Below are 20,328 nucleotides of genomic sequence, written 5' to 3'. Positions count from 1 at the left end.
AATTAAAATTGGTTGTGTTCTTTTTTTTGTCTAAGCAACTGCTCATGCAAAGGTTCTTTTTTATTTTTTTTACTTCTTCTTGATTGTCTTTTGGCTTCTTTTTTAGCAGATTTGCTGTAATCCTTATACGTAGGTTTTTTATCTTTATGAAAATCCAATCGGTACGATGCGCCTAGGTTAACACTAAAAACAGAAGGCGTGTCTTTTGTATTAAAGGTTAGCGCTGTATCTATTTGGAAATCCCTGCCCCATAAATAAGCAGCTCCAAAGCTAAAAAGGTTATCGGCATAAAAATCACTTTTAATCCCTTGTGTTTCACCAAAAACTACCCAATTCGGATTAAACGCGTGTGTAAGTGTAAGGATGTATTGAAAGTCAGATTGATCTGTGCCAATTCTATCTTTAATAAAGTTCATTATAAATACCCATTTATTTGAAAAATTATGCTGGGTTATAAGCATTACTTTCGGACTAAGACCTTCTACACCTGGAGCAACATAAGGATTGTTTTTAGTATCATAATTGGCACCTAAATAGAGAGAAATTGTTGGAAGCAATGTCTTTAGCGTTAGTCTTTGGTTGGCTTTCCAGCTATAGAGGTTTGGCGTACGTGTGTTAGCCATTTTATAGGGGTCGAAAATTAAATATTTTGCACCAACCGATAGGTATTTAAAATTGGCCCGAGAATCTTCAAAAGGGATGTTCGAAAAATATGTCTTGGTGTCGTTTTGAAAGCTTCCTTCTACATTTAACTCCAAAGGTTCCCAAATCAACCCGTAACGAACAGCAAAATCGACCCCAAATCCCTCCACGTCGTTGCGTAGCTCAGGCGTTCTTTTTTCATGAGTTATAAAAGGGCCAACTTCAAATTGAACCACGTTGGTCCCAACAGAAAAGGCACTTCGTGACACTCCTGGTCTATTGGAATTTATAACTTCGGTATATTGCGCATACGTAAACGAAGATATAAAGCAAAATAAGGTAAGGGCTATAGGTTTAATTCGCATCATTTTGAAGGCTTTAAGATAAGTAGGTAAACTCTGTTTAATTTTATCTGTGTTAAAGATTTTCAAATATAGATATTTTATAGTTTTTTTATCATTTTTGGGTGTTTTTTAAGTATTTAGAATTGTATTTTTGTGAAAAACTATTGATTATGCTACAGTATGCGTCTGCTACAGGGTTGGTACGAATGATACTAATCATTTTATTGATTTATTTTGGTGTGAAAATCCTTTCTAGATTATTGGCTCCAGTTTTGATGAAATATGTGGTGAAAAAAGCAGGAGAGCGTTTTGGTGGTCAGTTTGGAGGATTTCAAGGGAAGCAAGAAGCTTCAAAACCTAAAAAAGAAGGGGAAATTACCATTGATAAAATGCCCAATATAAAAACGTCCAATAAAAACGTGGGTGATTATGTGGATTATGAAGAAATAGAATGACTTATGCCATGTCGTTTTTGAAATGACAAAATTCTAATGATTTAAATTTATATAATTTTTAAAAATTATAACTACTTTTCACAATCATTCAATTAACAGCCATTCATGCAAATTAATTTTAAAAAATGTCTTCCACATTTACTGGTAATCGTTGGATTTGTAGCCTTATCCTTAGCCTATTTTAACCCGGTTTTAAAAGGAAAGGAATTGTTTCAAAGTGACATCATGCAGTACATTGGGATGTCTAAACAACAAAATGATTTTAGGGAAGAGACGGGCACGGAAACATATTGGACTAATAGTGCGTTTTCTGGAATGCCAACTTATCAATTAGGTGCGAAATATCCCCACAACTATATTAAAGAACTGGATTTGAGTTTACGTTTTCTACCGCGCCCAGCAGATTATCTGTTTCTTTACTTTTTAGGGTGTTACGTACTTCTATTAGTACTTAAAGTCGATTATAAATTGGCAGCTTTAGGGGCTTTGGCTTTTGGCTTTTCAACTTATTTAATTATTATATTAGGTGTAGGACATAATAGCAAAGCACATGCTATTGCTTATATGCCGTTTGTGCTAAGCGGCATACTGCTTACATTTCAACGAAAATATGTTTTAGGTTTTTTGCTTACTACTATAGCTATGGGGCTCGAAATTGTGGCAAATCATTTTCAAATGACCTATTATTTAATGTTCTTGGTTATTATTTTGGGCCTTGCTTATTTAATAGATGCTTATAAAAAACAGGTGTTAGCACATTATTTTAAATCGGTTGGTATTTTAACGGTAGCGGTAATGTTCGCTATTGCCCTAAATGCCACGAGTATTATGGCTACGCAAGAATATGTTAAGGAGAGTACCAGAGGACAAACAGAGCTAACTATAAATCCTGATGGAACAGAAAAAGACGTAACCTCAGGACTGGATAGAGACTACATAACCGCTTACAGTTATGGTTTTTTAGAAACGTTTAATCTGTTCATACCACGACTTATGGGGGGGGGTAACGGTGAAAATTTAGGTAAAGATTCCAATACTTATGAGGCGTATAGAAAATTGGGAGTCTCTTCGGCACAAGCTTTAGAAGGGGCTAAAAGCGCCCCCATGTACTGGGGCAATCAACCCATAGTAGAAGCGCCAGCGTATATTGGAGCTGTAGTGATTTTCCTTTTTGTTTTTGCTTTGTTTCTGGTAAAAGGGCGTTTAAAGTGGTGGCTTGTTGGTGGATCACTGTTTTCACTTATATTGTCTTATGGTAAAAATTTAGGGTTTTTAACCGACTTTTTTATAGATTACGTGCCACTTTACAATAAATTTAGAGCAGTAACTTCTATTCAGGTTATTTTAGAATTATGTATTCCCGTTTTAGGCGTTTTTGGATTGGTAAAGTTGTTCAATGCCTATGAGAAAGACGAAGAAAAACGTAAAGCACTAAAATATACAACGCTACTTACTGGTGGTTTGGCGGTTTTGTTTTTACTCTTTAAATCGACGTTCGATTTTGTTGGATTTCGAGATGCCCAATACATACAGGCTTATGGCCCTGAGTTTATTCGGGCGGTAAAAGAAGATAGAAAAGACTTGTTTACGCAAGATACTTTTCGAACTCTTATTTTGGTCTTGCTTTCTGCAGGAGTTATTTTTATGTTTCTGAAAAAGAAATTAAAAGAGACCTGGGTGATTGTGATTTTTGCAGCGCTTATTTTATTTGATTTGGTTGGCGTGGCCAGGAGGTATGTTAACAACGATGATTTTGTTTCGGCCATTCAAGTCAATAAACCTTTTCAAGCCAATGAGGTCGATAAGCTTATCCTACAAGATACTACACATTTTAGGGTATTCGATTTAGTTTCCGGACCTTCTAAACCGTCTTATTTTCATAATTCCTTAAATGGCTATAATGCTGCGGAATTAAAAAGTTATCGTGAAGTTTTCGATTTTTACATTTCGAATAATAATATAAATGTGCTTAATATGTTAAACACTAAGTATATTATAGCACAAGATGAAAAAGGCAATATGTTTCCATATAAAAATGATGAGGCCAATGGGAATGCGTGGTTTGTAAAAACACTAAAACAGGTAGATGATGCCAACCAAGAGATTTTGCAACTGGATAGTTTAGATAATAAGAACGTTGCTATTACAAGGGTAGAAAAAAATGAAAACTATAAAGTAGATGCTTTAGCAAATATTAAGGTAGTGGAATACGCCCCTAATTATATAAAATATAGTACGACCAATTCAAATGATGGCTTTGCTGTATTTTCTGAAGTGTATTATAAAAACGGATGGCATGCATTTATAGATGGTGAACGGAAAGATCATATAAAGACAAACTATATTTTAAGAGGCATGTCTATTCCAGCAGGGCAACATACAGTAGAATTTAAGTTTGAACCTAAAGTCGTGCAAACAGGAAGTAGTATTGCTTTAGGAAGTTCGGTTTTATTCGGATTGCTTTTGATTGGCGGTTTATTTTATGAGTTTAAAAAAAAATAAAGAGTCTATAATATCGCGAACCAAAAGTTTATTTTATCGTTTAAATGCTTCATGACATACAATTTTAAAAGCATTTATAATTAGAAACATATGGGGGATAGTTCTTTCGTGTTTTCTTGATATATCTTATAGCGTGTGAAACGAAAGTAGTTAAAAATTCTTCTTCCAGTAATTATAGGAATTCTAGAGCAGAATAAAAATGGTAAAAAAAAAAGTACTCATCCTCACATATTATTGGCCTCCTGCGGGTGGACCGGGCGTGCAGCGTTGGCTTAAATTTGTGAAATATTTACCAGACTTTGGCATAGAACCTATTGTTTATGTACCAGAAAATCCTCACTACCCTTTGCTTGATGGTAGTTTAGCTAAGGAAGTATCACAATCGCTCACGATTTTAAAACACCCCATAGACGAACCTTATAAAATGGCGGGACTATTTTCAAAAGGTAAGGCTAAAACGATAAGTAAAGGCATTATTTCTGAAGATAAAAAGCAATCATTTTTAGAGAAAATCATGCTTTTTATTAGAGGCAATTTTTTTATTCCCGATGCTCGTGTTGGATGGGTAAAGCCTTCTGTAGCATATCTTTCAGCATATATTTTAAAAAACGAAATTGAAACTGTTATAACTACAGGGCCACCGCACAGCTTACACCTTATTGGCAGGGAGCTAAAAGAAAAATTGGGGTTAAAATGGCTGGCAGATTTTAGAGACCCATGGACTACCATTGGGTATCATAAACAATTAAAACTTACAAAATCGGCTCAGGAAAAGCATAAAGCTCTCGAAGCTGATGTGTTAAATACTGCCGATCAAATTGTGGTAACAAGTTCTGTTACGAAAAAAGAGTTCGCCCAAATCACTAAAAAACCGATTGCTGTTATTACTAATGGTTACGATAGAGAGCCTACCAAAGCGCTTTCTATGGATACCAAATTTTCATTGGCACATATAGGGTCCTTACTTTCAAAAAGAAACCCAAAAGTGCTTTGGGAGGTTTTAAACGATTTAATAAAAGAGAATAAAGCGTTCTCGAAAGATTTTCAGCTCCATTTGGTTGGCGCGGTTAGTAAAGAGGTGTTAAAATCTATTCAAAATTATCAATGGGAAACTCATTTAAAAATAACAGATTATGTGTCGCATCACGAAGCCATTCAATTGCAAAGAGAATCGCAAATGCTGCTGTTGGTAGAAATTGATTCCGAAGACACTAAATGTATCATTCCAGGAAAACTATTTGAGTATATGGTGTCTAATCGCCCTATAATTGCCCTTGGGCCTCAATATTCCGATGTGGAAGCCATTTTAAAAGAAACCAATACAGGGCATTATTTTTATTACACCGATTACGATAAATTAAAAGCTACTATATTAAGTCATTATAAAGCGTTTCAAAACAAAAGCTTACAGTCATATCCAATCGGTTTACAAAAATATAGTAGACAGGCATTAACAAGGCAATTGGTAACTTTAATTTAAGTTTTTAGAAAACGTTTTTTACTCCACAATTTCTACTTCAAATAATTTATCCCAACGTTTGCCCGTAACAAAAATCGTTTTCGTTTTTGGGTTATAAGCGATGCCGTTCAAAACATCTAAACCATCGTGTTGGGTAACTCGTTTTTTAAGAGGGGAGAAGTCAATGACACCCATAACAGCTCCATTTTTCGGATTAATTATTGCAACCCCATCTTTTTGATAGCGGTTGGCATAAATTTTCCCATCGATCCATTCCATTTCGTTAATGCCAATAATTTTGCCCTTGTTGGTGTACACTTGTATTTTATCTTGCTCCACGAGTGTTTCGGGGTCTAAGGTCCAAATGTTTTCGGTGCCATCACTTTTATACAATACGCCATCGTGGTTGCATAAGCCCCAACCTTCTTTACTGTTTCCATATTTAAAACTGCTCAGTTTTTCGAAAGTATTCACATCGTAAACAAAGCCGGTGCCTTCTTGCCAAGTTAAAAGGTAAATTTTATTGTTCATGATGGTAAGGCCTTCTCCAAAATACTCGTCGGCTAAATCTATATTTTTTAGAACTTCCCCTGTGTTATAATTTACTTTCCGAAGTTTAGATTCTTTGTATTGCCCTGTGCTTTCATATAAAGTGTCCTTATAAAACTCTAGACCTTGAGTGTATGAGGTGATATCATGTGGATATTCATTAATAACCTTGTAATTATAAATTTTAGGTGTTTCGTTGTTTAAAATGGTAATGGCGGTAGATACTGTTTGCTTTTCATTATTGAAATAAACGGTGGCTTCAAGTGGGTGTTTGCCGAGTTTTTCTTTTTTTAACTCTGAAGTTGCTTTTATGCTTTTTCCATTTAAATTATAGGAAACAGAATCGATTATGTGGTTTTTTTTATTCTCTAAACTAAGTTTTAAGGTGCTTCCTATTGCTATATTGCCTTTTTCTGTGTTTGTTTTTATTAAAAAGTCTTTTCTGTTCTGGTTGGAATTGGAACCACACGAAATAATTATAAGGCTTAAACTTATGGTTGTGAGTGTTTTAAGTATTTTCATGACTGTTTTATAATTTTAAGCAAGGTATTTATTTAAAATCAGTTTAAAAAATCATTGCTTTAGTTTTAAAAGATTGTATATTTGCACTTGGCAAGTCCTACACAACCAGCTCCTGTAGAACCCTCCAGGGCGGGAACGCAGCAAAGGTATATGGTCGTAGCGGTGTGATGTAGGTAGCTTGCCTTTTTTTGTGCAATAAACTCAAATCTTGAAAGCTGTGGCGAATCAAGATTTTTTAGTTTATAAGATGTTCATCAACACGATATCTCTTAATTAATATTGTATTTTGGTGCCTTATTTTTATAAAATTATTTCATTATGTCTAAAGTTGTTTTAATTACAGGTGGTTCATCTGGAATCGGTAAGTCCATTGGCGAGTTTTTAACAGAGAAAGGCTTTCGTGTTTATGGTACCAGTAGAAATCCCGAACGTTATAAAAACAGTACGTTTCCTATATTAGCTTTAGATGTAAAGGATGTATCTACTATTAATGCTACGGTGAAAACCATTATTGAAAAAGCGGGGCGGTTAGATGTTTTAATAAACAATGCCGGAGCGGGTATTACCGGTCCTATTGAAGAGACACCAGACTCGGAAATTAAAAATAATTTTGAAACCAACTTTTTTGGCCCCATTAATGTTATAAAAGCTGTATTGCCTCAAATGCGAGAACAACAATCGGGATTAATTATAAATGTAACCTCTATTGCTGGTTATATGGGACTCCCGTATCGAGGGGTTTATAGTGCTAGTAAAGGGGCGCTAGAGCTTATTACAGAAGCTTTTAGAATGGAACTAAAGGGGTTTAATATACAGATGACTAATGTGGCGCCAGGCGATTTTGCTACGAATATTGCTTCAGGGCGCTATCATGCGCCTTTGCTTGACGATTCTCCCTATAAAAAGCCCTATGGCGATACCTTGCGTTTAATGAACGACCACGTAGATGCGGGAAGCAATCCTAATATGATGGCCGAAGCCGTGTATAATATTATAAATACGAAAAATCCAAAAGGACATTATAAAGTTGGCGCACTAATGCAAAAATTTTCTATTGTATTGAAACGTGTTTTACCCGATAAGGTTTATGAAAAGCTATTGATGAAGCATTATAAGCTTTAATAAGCCAGAGCAGAACAAGGTTTTTATATAGGATTCTCTTTTTTATGTAATGATGTTGAAAAGCTCATTAAAACATGAAAAACCTTTATTAAAAGCAATTACCTGTAAAATACAACTTCCAAAGCGTACTTAATGAGGTGTTTTAGAGGTGTCTGCTAATGCTTTTCTCATTTGCTTCACAGTTAGAGAACTTCCATCGTGACTCCAGCCAGGAGGTCCAAAAACATACATAAGCTTATGGTACCAGTTTTTAGATTTTTTCATATCGGCCCAAATGTTTATGTATTCATGGGTTAAAATAACATACAAGTTATAAGAATTTGGAGGAGTGGAAACGCCGTACTCTATAGTGATGGATTCATCCAGTTCTTTCCAGGTTCCAAAGATTCTATCAAAAACATTTAGGATGCCACCATGGTTTTTGTCCATATACTCGATATTCTGTGCGTGGTGCACTTGGTGCATGGTGTGGGTGTTTAGGAACTTCTCTATAAATCCCATTTTTTTAACATACTGTGTATGTAATTGGAATTGCCATAACGCTTCTATTCCCAGACATACCACAACCATTTCTGGCGGAAACCCAATGATTACAATCCAAACATAAAAAAAAGGTTTATAAAAAATAGTGAACCAACCGTTGCGCACAGCAGTGCCCAAATTAAAATTATCTGAAGAATGATGCACGATATGTGCCGCCCAGAAGAAGCGAACCATATGATTTTGACGATGGAACCAATAGTATGTGAAATCATCCAGTAACATGCAAATAACCCAAACATACCAAGCATACCCAAAGGATTCCCAGCCCATAATATTCATACGAACGCCATTAACCAAAGGATTGAAAAAATCATAAGCGAAATTGAAAATCACAATAATAGAAATGGTTTTTATAAGTGCAGCGATTACAGCAGAGCCTATGCCAAGTGATAAACTTGATATTAAATCTTTCCATTTATATAGTTTTTTATTATCATAAACCTTGCTATAGGAAAGTTCTAATGCTATAAGTCCTAAAAAAACGGGAACACCGTAAACCAAAGGGTTAGTAAAATCCATTTATTGTTATTTTATACAGTTGCTTTTGTGTGAATGGGAGTAAATTTTACAACATATAATGTGTAAACCCTTGGGCAAAGAACGCTAATTTTTTTTAAACCCGTTGGGATATCTGGTTTAGTCTTTTTAAAAGCTCCCTTTAACCGCTTTTAAATTAAAGATTTTTTTAAACGGTCTACGTTTTTAAAAACTAGATTGCCCTATAACTTTATCATTAAAAAATTAAAAATCAAGAAATCATAATTAAAAGTTTGCTTTCAAATTAATAAAGCTAAGGGTTTAGAAAAGCATAACACAATTTGATTGAAATACACTTAAAAGTTTTCATAAAAGTGTAAATTTGCAATACATTCTAAAATAAAACTTTAAATATGAAATTTTTTATCGACACAGCCAATTTGGCTCAAATAAAAGAAGCCCAAGACCTAGGTGTGCTTGATGGCGTTACTACAAATCCATCTTTAATGGCTAAAGAAGGCATTACTGAACATGATAATATCATGAAACATTATGTCGATATTTGTAATATTGTTGATGGTGATGTAAGTGCGGAAGTAATTGCCACAGATTTTGATGGTATGGTTAAAGAAGGGGAGGCCTTAGCAGAATTACATGAGCAGATTGTCGTGAAGTTGCCGATGATAAAAGATGGTATTAAAGCCTGTAAGTATTTTTCTGAAAGAGGTATTAGAACGAATGTAACATTAGTATTTTCTCCAGGGCAAGCCTTATTGGCGGCCAAAGCAGGAGCTACATATGTATCTCCGTTTATTGGCAGACTGGATGATATTTCTACTGATGGGTTGAATTTGATTGCAGAAATTAGACATATATATGATAACTATGATTTTAAAACACAAATTCTAGCAGCTTCAGTGCGTCACACTATGCACGTTATCGATTGTGCTAAATTAGGTGCCGATGTTATGACAGGCCCTTTAAGTTCTATTGAAGGCTTGCTAAAACATCCTTTAACTGATAGTGGTTTAGCTCAGTTTCTAGAAGATTATAAAAAAGGAAATTAAAACGGAACTTTTATCAACAGAAAAGCCCCAACTTTTATTAAGTTGGGGCTTTTCTGTTGAAGTATAAAAAGCTTTAGATTTTTTTTATCTATTGGTAAACGAAATCGGATGATTATACATATACTTTACCGCTATAGCAAGAAGTTAGAATGATAATATAAACGGCTTTAATTATTGTCCTTGTACAAATAAAGCGGGACTTAAGATAGTTTTCTTAGCTTCAGTAACGTACTTGCGCCCTATCGGTAATCTTTTAGAGGCGATATTTACTGTGTTTCCTTCAATAAATTTTACTTTACTGATAGAAATGATGAAAGATTTATGAATTCGGATGAAATTTTTAGGTGGTAATGCTTTAGTAATACTAGTTAAGGAACTATGAACAATATAATCTTCAGATTCAGTAAAAATTCTGACATAATCTTTAAGACTTTCGATATATAATATAGTATCAAACTTTACTTTTATTAATTTTTTATCTACCTTATAAAAAAAGAATACTTTTTCATCAATTTTGGTTGGATAATTTCTGTTTTTTTGAAGATGTAAGAACTCGTCAATTTTAGTAATAGATTTTAAAAAGCGCTTAAAAGGAATAGGTTTGATTAGATAATCGAAAACCCCTAATTGATAGCTTTCTACCGCATATTCTCTATAAGCGGTAGTTAATACAATAAGCGCCTTAGAACTTAGGCTTTTTATTAATTCCAGACCATTAATTTCAGGCATATTAATGTCTAGAAAAATAACATCAATAGAATTGTTTTCTAATAGGTTAAGCGCTTCTATAGGATTATTAAAACTCCCTAATACCTCTATATTTTTAAACTCTTTTGAAAAAGATTTAAGTATATTAATGGCTAAAGGTTCATCATCTATTATTATACATTTAATTTTCAAACTTTTAGAGTATTTAAGGGGTCGCTAAATAATTATGGTTGGTGTAGGGTTATAAAGTTCAATTTTTAATCTTTAAAATGGCTATATATACAGATAAAGTAGAATAGTAAATATTATACATGTTATCGTTATCGCTCCAAACATAAGTTTAATCTTATTTTTAATGTACAAATTAACAACATTATTTACTTTATATCTATGTTTTTTGCTTTTAGTCGGAACCGATATTGGTTTTCGATAATTTCCAAGATGGTTTTTATAGCCAAGCCTAAGGGACTTCATGTTTTTACAACTAGCATTTATAGCAAGTTTAGAGATACTATTGTAGCAATTATATAAGGTGTTATTTAAATTTTCTTAAATTTCTAAGAAAACAATCCCCTTATCTTTTTATATTATTTAAAAATGATATATAATCAGGTGTTTATGTAGTTATTAATACTTGGTTATATAGAAATAAAACCAATAGCGTTGGGATGGCTAGATTTTTTAAAAAATATTACAAAAATTTTGAAGTCACGTCCTAATTAATAAACTAAACAAAACCATCTAGTATTTTACTTTTTACTTCTTTTGCGTACCTCCTACCAATAGGGAGTGTTTTTCCCTGAATATAAATGAAGTTTCCATCAATGGCATCTACTTTATTCGTGGCAACCGTATAAGATCTATGAATTCTTATAAAGGGATGTTTTGATAGTAGTTTAGTAATGGTTAGCAGGTTATAGTTTACGATGTAATTACCATAAATAGTTTTAATAGAAACATAATCTTTTAAACTTTCAATATAAAAAATTTCATCAAAATAAATTTTCACAATCTTTTTGTTGACTTTTACAAAAAAATGATCATTTTCATTTACAAACGAACTATTAGTATTTCCAGCTGAAGTATCCTTTTTAAAGGATTGGAGTCGGGATACTTTATGAAGAGCTTTTATAAAACGATTTAATGCTATTGGTTTAACTAAATAATCTACAACATTCAGTTCAAAGCTTTCTACAGCATGTTCTCTATAGGCTGTTGTAATAATTATAAAGGGAGGGTTTTTAAGATTCTTAATAAACTCTATACCATTTAGTTTTGGCATATTGATATCAAGAAATATTAAATCTATCTTATGTTTTGTTAGTACATTAATGGCTTCAACTGGATTATTATAGCTATTTACAATTTCAAAATGATCAAAATTCTCCAAGTGTTTTTTTATCACATTGATTGCTAGGGGCTCATCGTCAATAATGAGACATTTTATTATTTCCATTCAGTGGTATTTTGAGGGTAACGGTATAGTTATGTGGGGTATTATTAATAATCAAATTATAATCATCACCAAACAATAAACCAAGTCTACGTTTGGTGTTTTTTAATCCAATTCCTTTTGCATTACTATCTATATAATTATTTGTTTTTTTATTTCGGGTTTTAAAAATTAGTTTATTTTTAAAAATTTGAATATCAACGTATAATGAAAGCTTGTCCAAATTACAATCGGTTCCATGCTTAAAAGAATTTTCTATAAAAGGTAGTAATAATAAGGGAGAGATATAGTGGTTTTCCATAACTCCAGTTATGGAGAAGAGTACGTTTACCCGATTTCCAAATCGTAATAATACTAAGTCGATATAATTTTGGATATATTTAATTTCATCGTGTAAAGGCACCTCCTTTTTACTTCCTTGATAAATAACATAACTCATTAATTCTGATAGTTTTATAACGGTTTCTGGAGCTTTGTTAGATTTTTCAAGTGTTAAAGAATAAAGATTATTAAGAGTGTTGAAAAAAAAATGAGGTTGAAGCTGAGATTTGAGCATAGAGAGTTCATTTTCAAGGCTTTGATTTTCTAAATCTTTAGTTTTTTGTAAGTTTTTAACATAATCAATAGTTATTTTTATTGCAGTTGTAAACCCAATTACATATAGTTGCCCAATATAAGCAGCAAGAACATAATTAAAATCAAAGACTGAAATGCCTGGTCTTTCGGCTTCTTTAAATACATCTGTAGTGATAAACTCATAAGTAAATATAATCCTTACGAAAGTCATAGCCAATACGACTGTTAAGAGTGTGAAAATGTATATTAAATATTTATTGGGTATTAGTCTTGGCAATAAGAAATATAAATTGAAGTATACCAAAATAATATGTATTGAAAACTCAACCACATTCGAGTTAAAAGAATAGGCATAATCATCAAAATATCGCCCCCATCTAAAGGTGTTTAATCCAAAATAGATTAACCAAAAAAGAATGTGATGTATTGTGTTTTTTCTTACTTTAAAGCCCTTCATTTTAATATTAAGGTCGCAGTTAATAAAATATTTCTCGAATGTATGAAAAATAATACTTTTTATGTTTTAAAGTTGTTTTTTTAGATAAACAACACTAATTTACGTAATGAGTTATCTAGCATTTGTGCTTCTCTTTTTATAATACGTAACCATAAAGCTATTTAGGCGCATTTTACAGTTGCTTATATACATACCACAGCCATTTAGCTAATTAGTTTTTTATTAAAGGAGCTTTTCTATAGTTTTAAATATTAATCTATATTAAAAACTTAACCTTAATTATTCATGACTTACATTAAAAGACTAAGACAACTCACTAAAGAGTGTTTTTTTAAGCCATTAAACATAAAGACATTGTTCTTTTTATTTTTTAACCTTTATATAAATTTTAATTATGCCCAAGTAAACACAGGGGGAAATGCTAATACGTCTAAACATAACAAGCAGGTTATTGGTTATATCACCAATTGGGATGCCTGGAAGTCTGACAATGCGGGGGTTCCTTCTGCAGGAGCTTTAACACAATTAAATATCGACTATTCGAAATACACGATTCTTAACTATTCTTTCTTTGGAGTCGCTGTAGATGGGTCTTTGCATAGTGGTGATCTTCGGAATAAACAGATTTATCAGTCAGGTACTGTACAACAACCCGCTGATTTATTATATGGCGATGTTTACAGTAGTTGGGATTTTTATATCCTTTTTGGAGAAATTGAACCTATCCAATGGATAAATGAAGCCGTAAAAGAAAGGGCAGAAGCTTTAGGGTTTAAAGTGGCAGTAGGTGGCAGTACGTGGACCCATCCTCAATGGGGCCTTGAAGGCGTATTGCCATTGCCACTTCCTAAAGAAGGCAGTGGAGCTAAAGGATTACTGGATTTAGCTCACCAAAATGGCGTTAAAGTCATGGCCTCTATTGGGGGATGGAGTATGTGTAAACATTTTCCTGAAATGGCTGCCGATCCTGTAAAAAGGGCTCGTTTTATTGAAGATTGTAAAAAGCTTATTAATATGGGCTTTGATGGTATCGATTTGGATTGGGAATATCCTGGAGTATTTTCCGGCATGAACTTTACAGGAACTTATGCGGATTATGCGAATTTTGAGAATTTAGTTCAGGAAATTAGAAATGCTATAGGATCTGATAAATTGATTACAGCGGCTATGGCCGGAGATTATAAAAAGTTAGAAGGTTTTAATTGGTCTAAGCTAGCGAATAGCATGGATTATTTTAACATGATGACTTACGATTTTAATGGGGGCTGGTCTAATAAAGCGGGCCATAATGCTCCTGTTTATCCTTATGATGGGGCTGAAGCACCTGACTTTAACTGGCAGACCTTATTTAATAAAATGACTGCTATGGGCGTGCCTTCTAATAAAATAAATTTTGGTATCCCATTTTACGGAAGAGGAGTGGTTACCAATGGAAATGCAGCATTAAATGCAGCAACAGTTAAAACGAATGTAACCATTCAGCCAGATGGTCCTGTAAGCACTGCTGCTGATTATACCAACTGGCCGTTGGATGTTTATGATGGCACTCCAAATTACTTCTTTATCAATCAAAAAACAGGTGCGGGTAGCGGATGGACAAAGCAATGGGATAACCAGGCTAAAGTACCTTATATGACTAAAGGAAACTTTTTTCTGAGTTATGATGATGAGGAGTCTATTGGTATTAAAGCACAGTATATTAAAGATAATAATCTTGCCGGTACTATCGTGTGGACTGTTTTTGGTGATTTGGAAATAAGTGGATCATACGAATCTTATGGAACTAAACTTAAAAGATGGTCTACTGTAAAATCACCATTAATAAATAAAGTAAATGAAGTGTTTGCTAATGGAATTGTTGGTAACATCAATCCCACGGTTTCTATAACCTCTCCAAGCCCAAACGCTACTTTTAATGCGGGTACAGAAATTACTATAACAGCAAATGCTACTGATATAGATGGTGATATTACTAAAGTAGAGTTTTATAATGATGATGTTTTAATTGGAGAAGACACAAGTGCTCCTTATGCGTTTAGTTGGATGAATGTAGCTCCTGGAAATTATACTATTAAGGCAAAAGCATTTGATAATCAAAATTATTCGGCCACATCCTCCGTTTCAATAAGAGTAAGTAGAACTGGTGGCAATCAAACACCAATGGTATCCATTATTTCTCCCAAAAACGGAGAAACATTTACAGCAGGGACTATAATAAACATAGCAGCAAATGTAACCGATACAGATGGCACCATAAAAACAGTAGAATTTTATAATGGAACTACCTTATTAGGAAAAAAAACGACAGCGCCATATACCTATACCTGGGCGAATGTTTTAGAAGGAAGCCATACGATTAATGTAAAAGCTACAGACAATGAAAGTGGGGTAACAGAAACATCTGTTTCTCTTATTGTAAAGAACAGTGGTGGTGCTTCTTGTACATCGGCCGCATATGTCCCTGGACAAGTATATATTAAAGGAGACAGAGTTTCTTATATGGAAAATGAATACCAAGCTGAATGGTGGACACAAAATAATAATCCTGTAACCAATCAAGAAGGTGTTTGGACATTAATAGGTCCATGTAGTGAAGGAAATAATACTATACCAACGGTAGTGATTACTTCACCAAATTACGGACAATCTTATACTGAAGGTGCCAATGTGACGATTAATGTAAATGCTTCAGGTAATGATGGGAGTATTACCAAAATCGAATTTTTTAGCAACGGAACTAAATTAGGAGAAGATACCTCTAGTCCATATAGCTTTAATTGGAACAATATTGCTGCTGGACATTATTCATTAACCACGAAATCTACAGATAGTAACAATCTATTAACTACATCAAGTGCAGTAAATATTAATGTTACCTCAACCGACAGTGACGATTGTGATAATAATGATAATGGTTTCAAAGTAGTAGGCTATAGCCCTAGCTGGCAAGGAGATGCTAATAATATTCAATATGATAAATTAACCCATATCAATTACGCCTTTGCACTGCCTAGAGCAGATGGTAGTATAGAACCTATTGAGAATGTACAAAAACTACAACAAGTTGTTAGTTTAGGACACCAGCAAGGTGTTAAGGTTCTGATAGCTATAGGAGGATGGGACATTGGTGACGGTGGCGGTAATGATAATCGTTTTATACAATTAGCATCTACAGCTGCTACAAGAACCGCATTTGTAAATAATGTAATTAACTTGGTTAATCAATATAATCTTGACGGTGTGGATATCGATTGGGAATATCCAGATGATCAAGGAGCTGCTGGTCAACCGCAAAACTATTTGCTTTTAATGCAAGAGCTAAGTGTCCAACTACATAGTCGTGGTAAATTATTAACTGCTGCTGTTGTTGCACAAGGATGGGCTGGAACAGGAATCCTTACAGAGGTATTTGACGCTGTTGATTTTTTAAATCTTATGGCATATGATGGTGGCGATGGTGCACTACACTCTCCACTTAGTTATGCTGAAAGCTCTTTAGATTATTGGTTGGGTAGAGGTTTACCTAAATCAAAAGCAATATTAGGTGTGCCCTTTTATGGGCGCCCTTCATGGAAAAGTTATGCAACTTTAATAGCAGAAGGAGCAAGTTCTACAAGTGATGTTTACAATGGTGTTTATTACAATGGAACAACTACCATAAAGAAAAAAGCAGAACTGGCTCAACAACGAGGAGGAGGAATTATGATATGGGAACTTTCCCATGATACTAGTAATGCTTCAACCTCATTGCTTGCTGCAATCCATCAGGTTAATGGTAATCCTTGTGGAGAAGCTAATATAGCTCCAGCAGTTTCTCTAACTTCTCCACAATCGGGTTCGTCTTTTATCATAGGAAATGATATAGCAATTAGTGCTAATGCTAATGATCCTGATGGTAGTGTTACTAAGGTTGCCTTCTATGTGAATGGAAATAAAATTAGTGAAGATACGTCATCGCCATACACCGCAAACTGGACAGCTGTAATTGGGAGTCACACATTAACAGCAATAGCAATAGATAATAGTAATGCAAATACCACATCTTCTGTTGTGAATATAATCGTAGAAATGAATACAGGGGAAGGTTGCGATACCAGTCACTATGTGGATGGTTCCACATACAATACAGGTGATATTGTTCAGAATTTTGGTAAGAAATATGAGTGTTTAGTGGGAGGCTGGTGTACCATAGGAGGACCATATACTCCTGGTAGTGTAGATGATTGGGCTTGGCCAAATGCGTGGAAAGAAGTAGGTGTTTGTACAGAAGAAAGAAATTTAACAACCATAGATCTTCAAAAATCTAACAAGGAAAATCTGAACCATAAATCAGTACTTGATGAGGGGATTATAAAAAGTGTTAAAGTATATCCTAACCCTGTTAAAGAAGGCTTAATGTATTTAAACATTGAAACTTCTAAAGCTAATGAGAATATTACACTACAAGTGTTTAATCTTAATGGAGTTAAAGTATTAGAGTTTAAAGATAAGGTTTTGAAAGAAGGATTTAATTTAAAAACCTATAACATAAGTAATTTGGAGTCAGGTATGTACTTCTACACTATTTCAGTTGCCACAAGAACAATAAACGGTAAAATTATCAAGCAGTAATTTATATTATTAACCAACCAATACCACCCATGATAACAATACAAGTCATTGGGTGGTTTTTTTATTTGAATTTTCGAATCTTCAAATTAAAAATCTGTTAGGTGTTTTTTTGATGCTGAAAAGGGAACAACGAATAAGAGCAAAAACACAAGATGTTTTATAGTCCCATTTTATTGTCTCAATTGGATTGTATTGTAGATAAATATTTGTATTCTCGGCTTTCTTTATGCATCTGGAGCATTTTTAAAGTCAGTTTTTCACTATCATACCGAGAGGGGGCATGTGTTCCCCATCATTTTGAGCCTTTATAGTGTTAACTAGATATTTATTATACTGATTGTTTGAATTAATGAATAGCCTGTGTGACTTAAATGAACTGATTTTTATGAGATCTATTTTAATACTACTTTAATTTTATCAAAGTATTCTCTGTTTTTAATTTCACCAATCAAGGCGTTGTTTTTTTATTTATAAGATCAAAAAGCAGTGATGTTTTTTGGTCTATACATTTAAAAATTAGTTTTAATTAACCAAAATAGTAAAAGGACGAAAGAATTTGCAACCTTTTATAAAAAAAATAGAGCAACCAAAGCGAAAGATTGCTCTATTTTAATCGTTCTATATTTAAATAAAAAGCCTATTCTTTAACTACACGAATGTTTTCTATTACGCCATTTTTTTCAATATTAATAAGGTATAAGCCATTACTAAGCTTAGAAAAGTCTACGGGTTTTCCAGATTCTACTGTTAGTGGTGCTAATACAATTTGTCCTTGCGTATTAAGAACCGTAATCTGTGCGCTTTTTTCTTCAAAATTAAAGTGTAATACGTTCTTAAAAGGGTTTGGATAGAATTTGGTTTTATTTGTTTCTATAGTTTTTTTATTAACTTCATTGTTATTATCTAAAAGGATGTTAGCGGATTTTAAACTGGATAATTTTGTTATTTTTATCCAATTTATATTCCAGCCTCCATTTGTGGCATATAATCCTAAAGCATGTGTTCCTGCATTTATATATACGGTGTGAGCTAGGGTCGTCCAGTTTTGCCACCCTCCAGTATTTGGAATATTAATTTGTCCGAGAACAGTTGTGCCTGCATTCAAATCGGCTGATAAAGCACCTCCTTCAAGAGCACTTGCCACGCGGTATTCAATGCGATAATTCCCAGAAGAAGAGAAATTGATATTAGCATAAGCCATCCAATCGGCCGTGTCTATATAACCTACATTTTGGCCGCCTTCTGCACAGTCTTCGGTTGTAATGCCATGCATAGAAGTATAATGTTCTGCTTCAATTTTTTGTTCAGATCCGCTTTGACTTGTTTTTGAAATTATAATAGAGGTCATTTTATCGTTCCAATTGCCGTCATTCGTTAAACAATCAACGTCTGAAGTTTTTACTAAATCAGCGCCGCTAAAATTATCATCCCAATATAGGGTTGCTTGATAACCTGGTTGTATGCGTAGTGAAGATACGTGGTCGTTTGGCACTCCCAAAACGGCTAATTGAGCCATGGTGTAGCGACCTTCCGATAATGCTGCCGATTTTCCTGCAAAGGAACAGTCCCAATATAAAGTAACATGGTCCAGAGTTGGATTAGGATCTGAACTTGCTTCCAAACCACCTAAGGTTATTTTTATATTTAGAGGTTTTGGTGTATGGATGGTTGCAGATTGATTATAAACATCATCATAAGCAAACGTATAGGTTTGACTTTCAAAACTTATATCTGTTTGATGAAAAAACTTAGAATACCAGTTATATGGCCAAATTTGATAGTATTTAGAAGTATCTCCAAAATTCTGTAGAACTCCCGAAGGCACATTTACATCTAAAGCATGTCTAGTAATTGCTGCGACCATTTGAGACTGCACTACTTTATCCCAACGTTCTCCTGATGCCATAACGCCACTACCTTCCATGGCTTGAATAGTGGTTGGCTTACCAGGGATTCTTGCTATTTGACCATCACTATCTCTTTTAAACACAAATTGATTTTCATCTTGAACACTTCCACGCCAAATGCCCGCATCTGAAGTAAATACGAGCTCTTGAGTAGAGTATTTAGACCAAATATCATTAATATAATCATCCATAAAATCTTTAGGAAATGTTTCTACTTTGGTGGGAAAATGTATATTACCTTCTTCCGTGTTTAATAAGTTTTTAAATTCATTTGGAGCCGTTTCTTGCCACTGTGATATAATGTTTTCATGTGATTTTAACTCACCTACCTTTTTATAAAAACCATCTCCCCAAATTTCGAGTCCCATAGGGTATTGGTAGGAGTCCACTCTTGATGTATTACACCAAAGGCCCCCATCGTTATAAGTTAATTCTATCAATTCAAACTTGATTCCTTGGTTAGGGTCTGTTGGGTTAGCGAGATTTGGAGCACTATAACCACTAGGCGAACCTGAGTGTCCGAAAAAATAGAGATATAGCTGACTTTTAAATGAAATTAATATTCGACATCCTGCTATTTTAGGAATATTAATAGTTTTATTTGGAATATCACTTAATCGTCGGAAACAATTCGCATACTTTCCATTTTCGCCAGGACCTTTGTTGCCATTAATTACGGGACCAGAAACTGTGTTGTTTGAGGTATTCATATTGTTCACTTGACCTGTAGTAGCATCCACCCAAACGTGGCCATCTGTAATACCTACAATAGCAACAAACACTTCATGATCTGGATATATAGAATTATTGGCGATTTCGTAAGGCAGAGTTTGAGCTTGAACCGTTAATCCAAAAAAGAGCATTACTGCCGTTACATAAAGCAAGTTGATTATTTTGTTTTTTAATATATTGTTTTTCATTTTGTAATATTTTA

The 20,328-nt window shown here is 33.8% G+C and carries 13 protein-coding genes and 1 other RNA gene; 7 read left to right on the top strand and 7 right to left on the bottom strand.

Annotated elements, in window-relative coordinates:
• Window positions 1-2 precede the first annotated feature (2 nt).
• On the bottom strand, window positions 3-1,010 hold the full coding sequence (locus ACFFU9_RS15850; protein ID WP_379862461.1) for a transporter: 1,008 nt from the start codon (window positions 1,008-1,010) through the stop codon (window positions 3-5).
• A gap of 146 nt (window positions 1,011-1,156) precedes the next feature.
• Here ACFFU9_RS15850 and ACFFU9_RS15845 point away from each other — a divergent pair, with 146 nt between their 5' ends.
• The 3 genes from ACFFU9_RS15845 to ACFFU9_RS15835 all read left to right on the top strand — a co-directional run bounded on the left by ACFFU9_RS15845 (window position 1,157) and on the right by ACFFU9_RS15835 (window position 5,423).
• Window positions 1,157-1,441 carry a DUF4834 family protein gene (locus tag ACFFU9_RS15845; RefSeq protein WP_379862460.1) on the top strand — a complete coding sequence of 95 codons (285 nt, stop codon included), beginning with the start codon at window positions 1,157-1,159 and terminating at the stop codon, window positions 1,439-1,441.
• Window positions 1,442-1,546: 105 nt separating this feature from the next.
• The gene (locus ACFFU9_RS15840; protein ID WP_379862459.1) at window positions 1,547-3,943 is read left to right on the top strand and encodes a YfhO family protein; all 2,397 of its coding nucleotides are present in this window, start codon (window positions 1,547-1,549) and stop codon (window positions 3,941-3,943) included.
• Between the two features lie 199 nt (window positions 3,944-4,142).
• Window positions 4,143-5,423, top strand: a complete 1,281-nt coding sequence (locus ACFFU9_RS15835; RefSeq protein WP_379862458.1) for a glycosyltransferase family protein — start codon at window positions 4,143-4,145, stop codon at window positions 5,421-5,423.
• 18 nt (window positions 5,424-5,441) lie between these two features.
• On the opposite strand, the gene ACFFU9_RS15830 is transcribed toward ACFFU9_RS15835, so the two are convergent.
• Window positions 5,442-6,473: a glutaminyl-peptide cyclotransferase gene (locus ACFFU9_RS15830; protein ID WP_379862457.1), complete on the bottom strand. Its 1,032-nt coding sequence runs from the start codon at window positions 6,471-6,473 to the stop codon at window positions 5,442-5,444.
• Between the two features lie 88 nt (window positions 6,474-6,561).
• On the opposite strand from ACFFU9_RS15830, the gene ffs reads away from it, so the two are divergent.
• An RNA gene (ffs, locus tag ACFFU9_RS15825) (signal recognition particle sRNA small type) lies at window positions 6,562-6,660 on the top strand.
• Window positions 6,661-6,791: 131 nt separating this feature from the next.
• A complete protein-coding gene (locus tag ACFFU9_RS15820) occupies window positions 6,792-7,595 on the top strand; it encodes an SDR family oxidoreductase (protein ID WP_379862456.1) in 804 nt (267 codons plus the stop codon).
• 129 nt (window positions 7,596-7,724) lie between these two features.
• On the opposite strand, the gene ACFFU9_RS15815 is transcribed toward ACFFU9_RS15820, so the two are convergent.
• Entirely contained in the window at window positions 7,725-8,657 is a 933-nt protein-coding gene (locus tag ACFFU9_RS15815; RefSeq protein ID WP_379862455.1) for a sterol desaturase family protein, read from the bottom strand.
• Window positions 8,658-9,028: 371 nt separating this feature from the next.
• On the opposite strand from ACFFU9_RS15815, the gene fsa reads away from it, so the two are divergent.
• Window positions 9,029-9,682 carry a fructose-6-phosphate aldolase gene (fsa, locus tag ACFFU9_RS15810; protein ID WP_379862454.1) on the top strand — a complete coding sequence of 218 codons (654 nt, stop codon included), beginning with the start codon at window positions 9,029-9,031 and terminating at the stop codon, window positions 9,680-9,682.
• Between the two features lie 171 nt (window positions 9,683-9,853).
• Here fsa and ACFFU9_RS15805 read toward each other — a convergent pair whose 3' ends face one another.
• The 3 genes from ACFFU9_RS15805 to ACFFU9_RS15795 form a co-directional block, all read right to left on the bottom strand.
• On the bottom strand, window positions 9,854-10,582 hold the full coding sequence (locus ACFFU9_RS15805) for a LytR/AlgR family response regulator transcription factor (protein WP_379862453.1): 729 nt from the start codon (window positions 10,580-10,582) through the stop codon (window positions 9,854-9,856).
• Window positions 10,583-11,117: 535 nt separating this feature from the next.
• Window positions 11,118-11,846 (bottom strand): LytR/AlgR family response regulator transcription factor, encoded by a 729-nt coding sequence (locus ACFFU9_RS15800; protein ID WP_379862452.1) that lies wholly within the window; start codon window positions 11,844-11,846, stop codon window positions 11,118-11,120.
• A complete protein-coding gene (locus tag ACFFU9_RS15795) occupies window positions 11,818-12,876 on the bottom strand; it encodes a sensor histidine kinase (protein ID WP_379862451.1) in 1,059 nt (352 codons plus the stop codon). The genes ACFFU9_RS15800 and ACFFU9_RS15795 overlap by 29 nt, the downstream gene beginning before the upstream one ends.
• A 285-nt stretch (window positions 12,877-13,161) precedes the next feature.
• On the opposite strand from ACFFU9_RS15795, the gene ACFFU9_RS15790 reads away from it, so the two are divergent.
• Entirely contained in the window at window positions 13,162-17,487 is a 4,326-nt protein-coding gene (locus ACFFU9_RS15790; protein WP_379862450.1) for a glycosyl hydrolase family 18 protein, read from the top strand.
• 637 nt (window positions 17,488-18,124) lie between these two features.
• Here ACFFU9_RS15790 and ACFFU9_RS15785 read toward each other — a convergent pair.
• On the bottom strand, window positions 18,125-20,314 hold the full coding sequence (locus tag ACFFU9_RS15785) for a beta-1,3-glucanase family protein (RefSeq protein WP_379862449.1): 2,190 nt from the start codon (window positions 20,312-20,314) through the stop codon (window positions 18,125-18,127).
• Between the last annotated feature and the right edge of the window lie 14 nt (window positions 20,315-20,328).

Source organism: Mariniflexile ostreae, from assembly GCF_042427585.1.
Classification (GTDB): Bacteria; Bacteroidota; Bacteroidia; order Flavobacteriales; family Flavobacteriaceae; genus Pseudalgibacter; species Pseudalgibacter ostreae.
The sequence above is the reverse complement of the archived record's forward strand: the minus strand, read 5'-3'. Positions and strand labels throughout refer to the sequence as shown.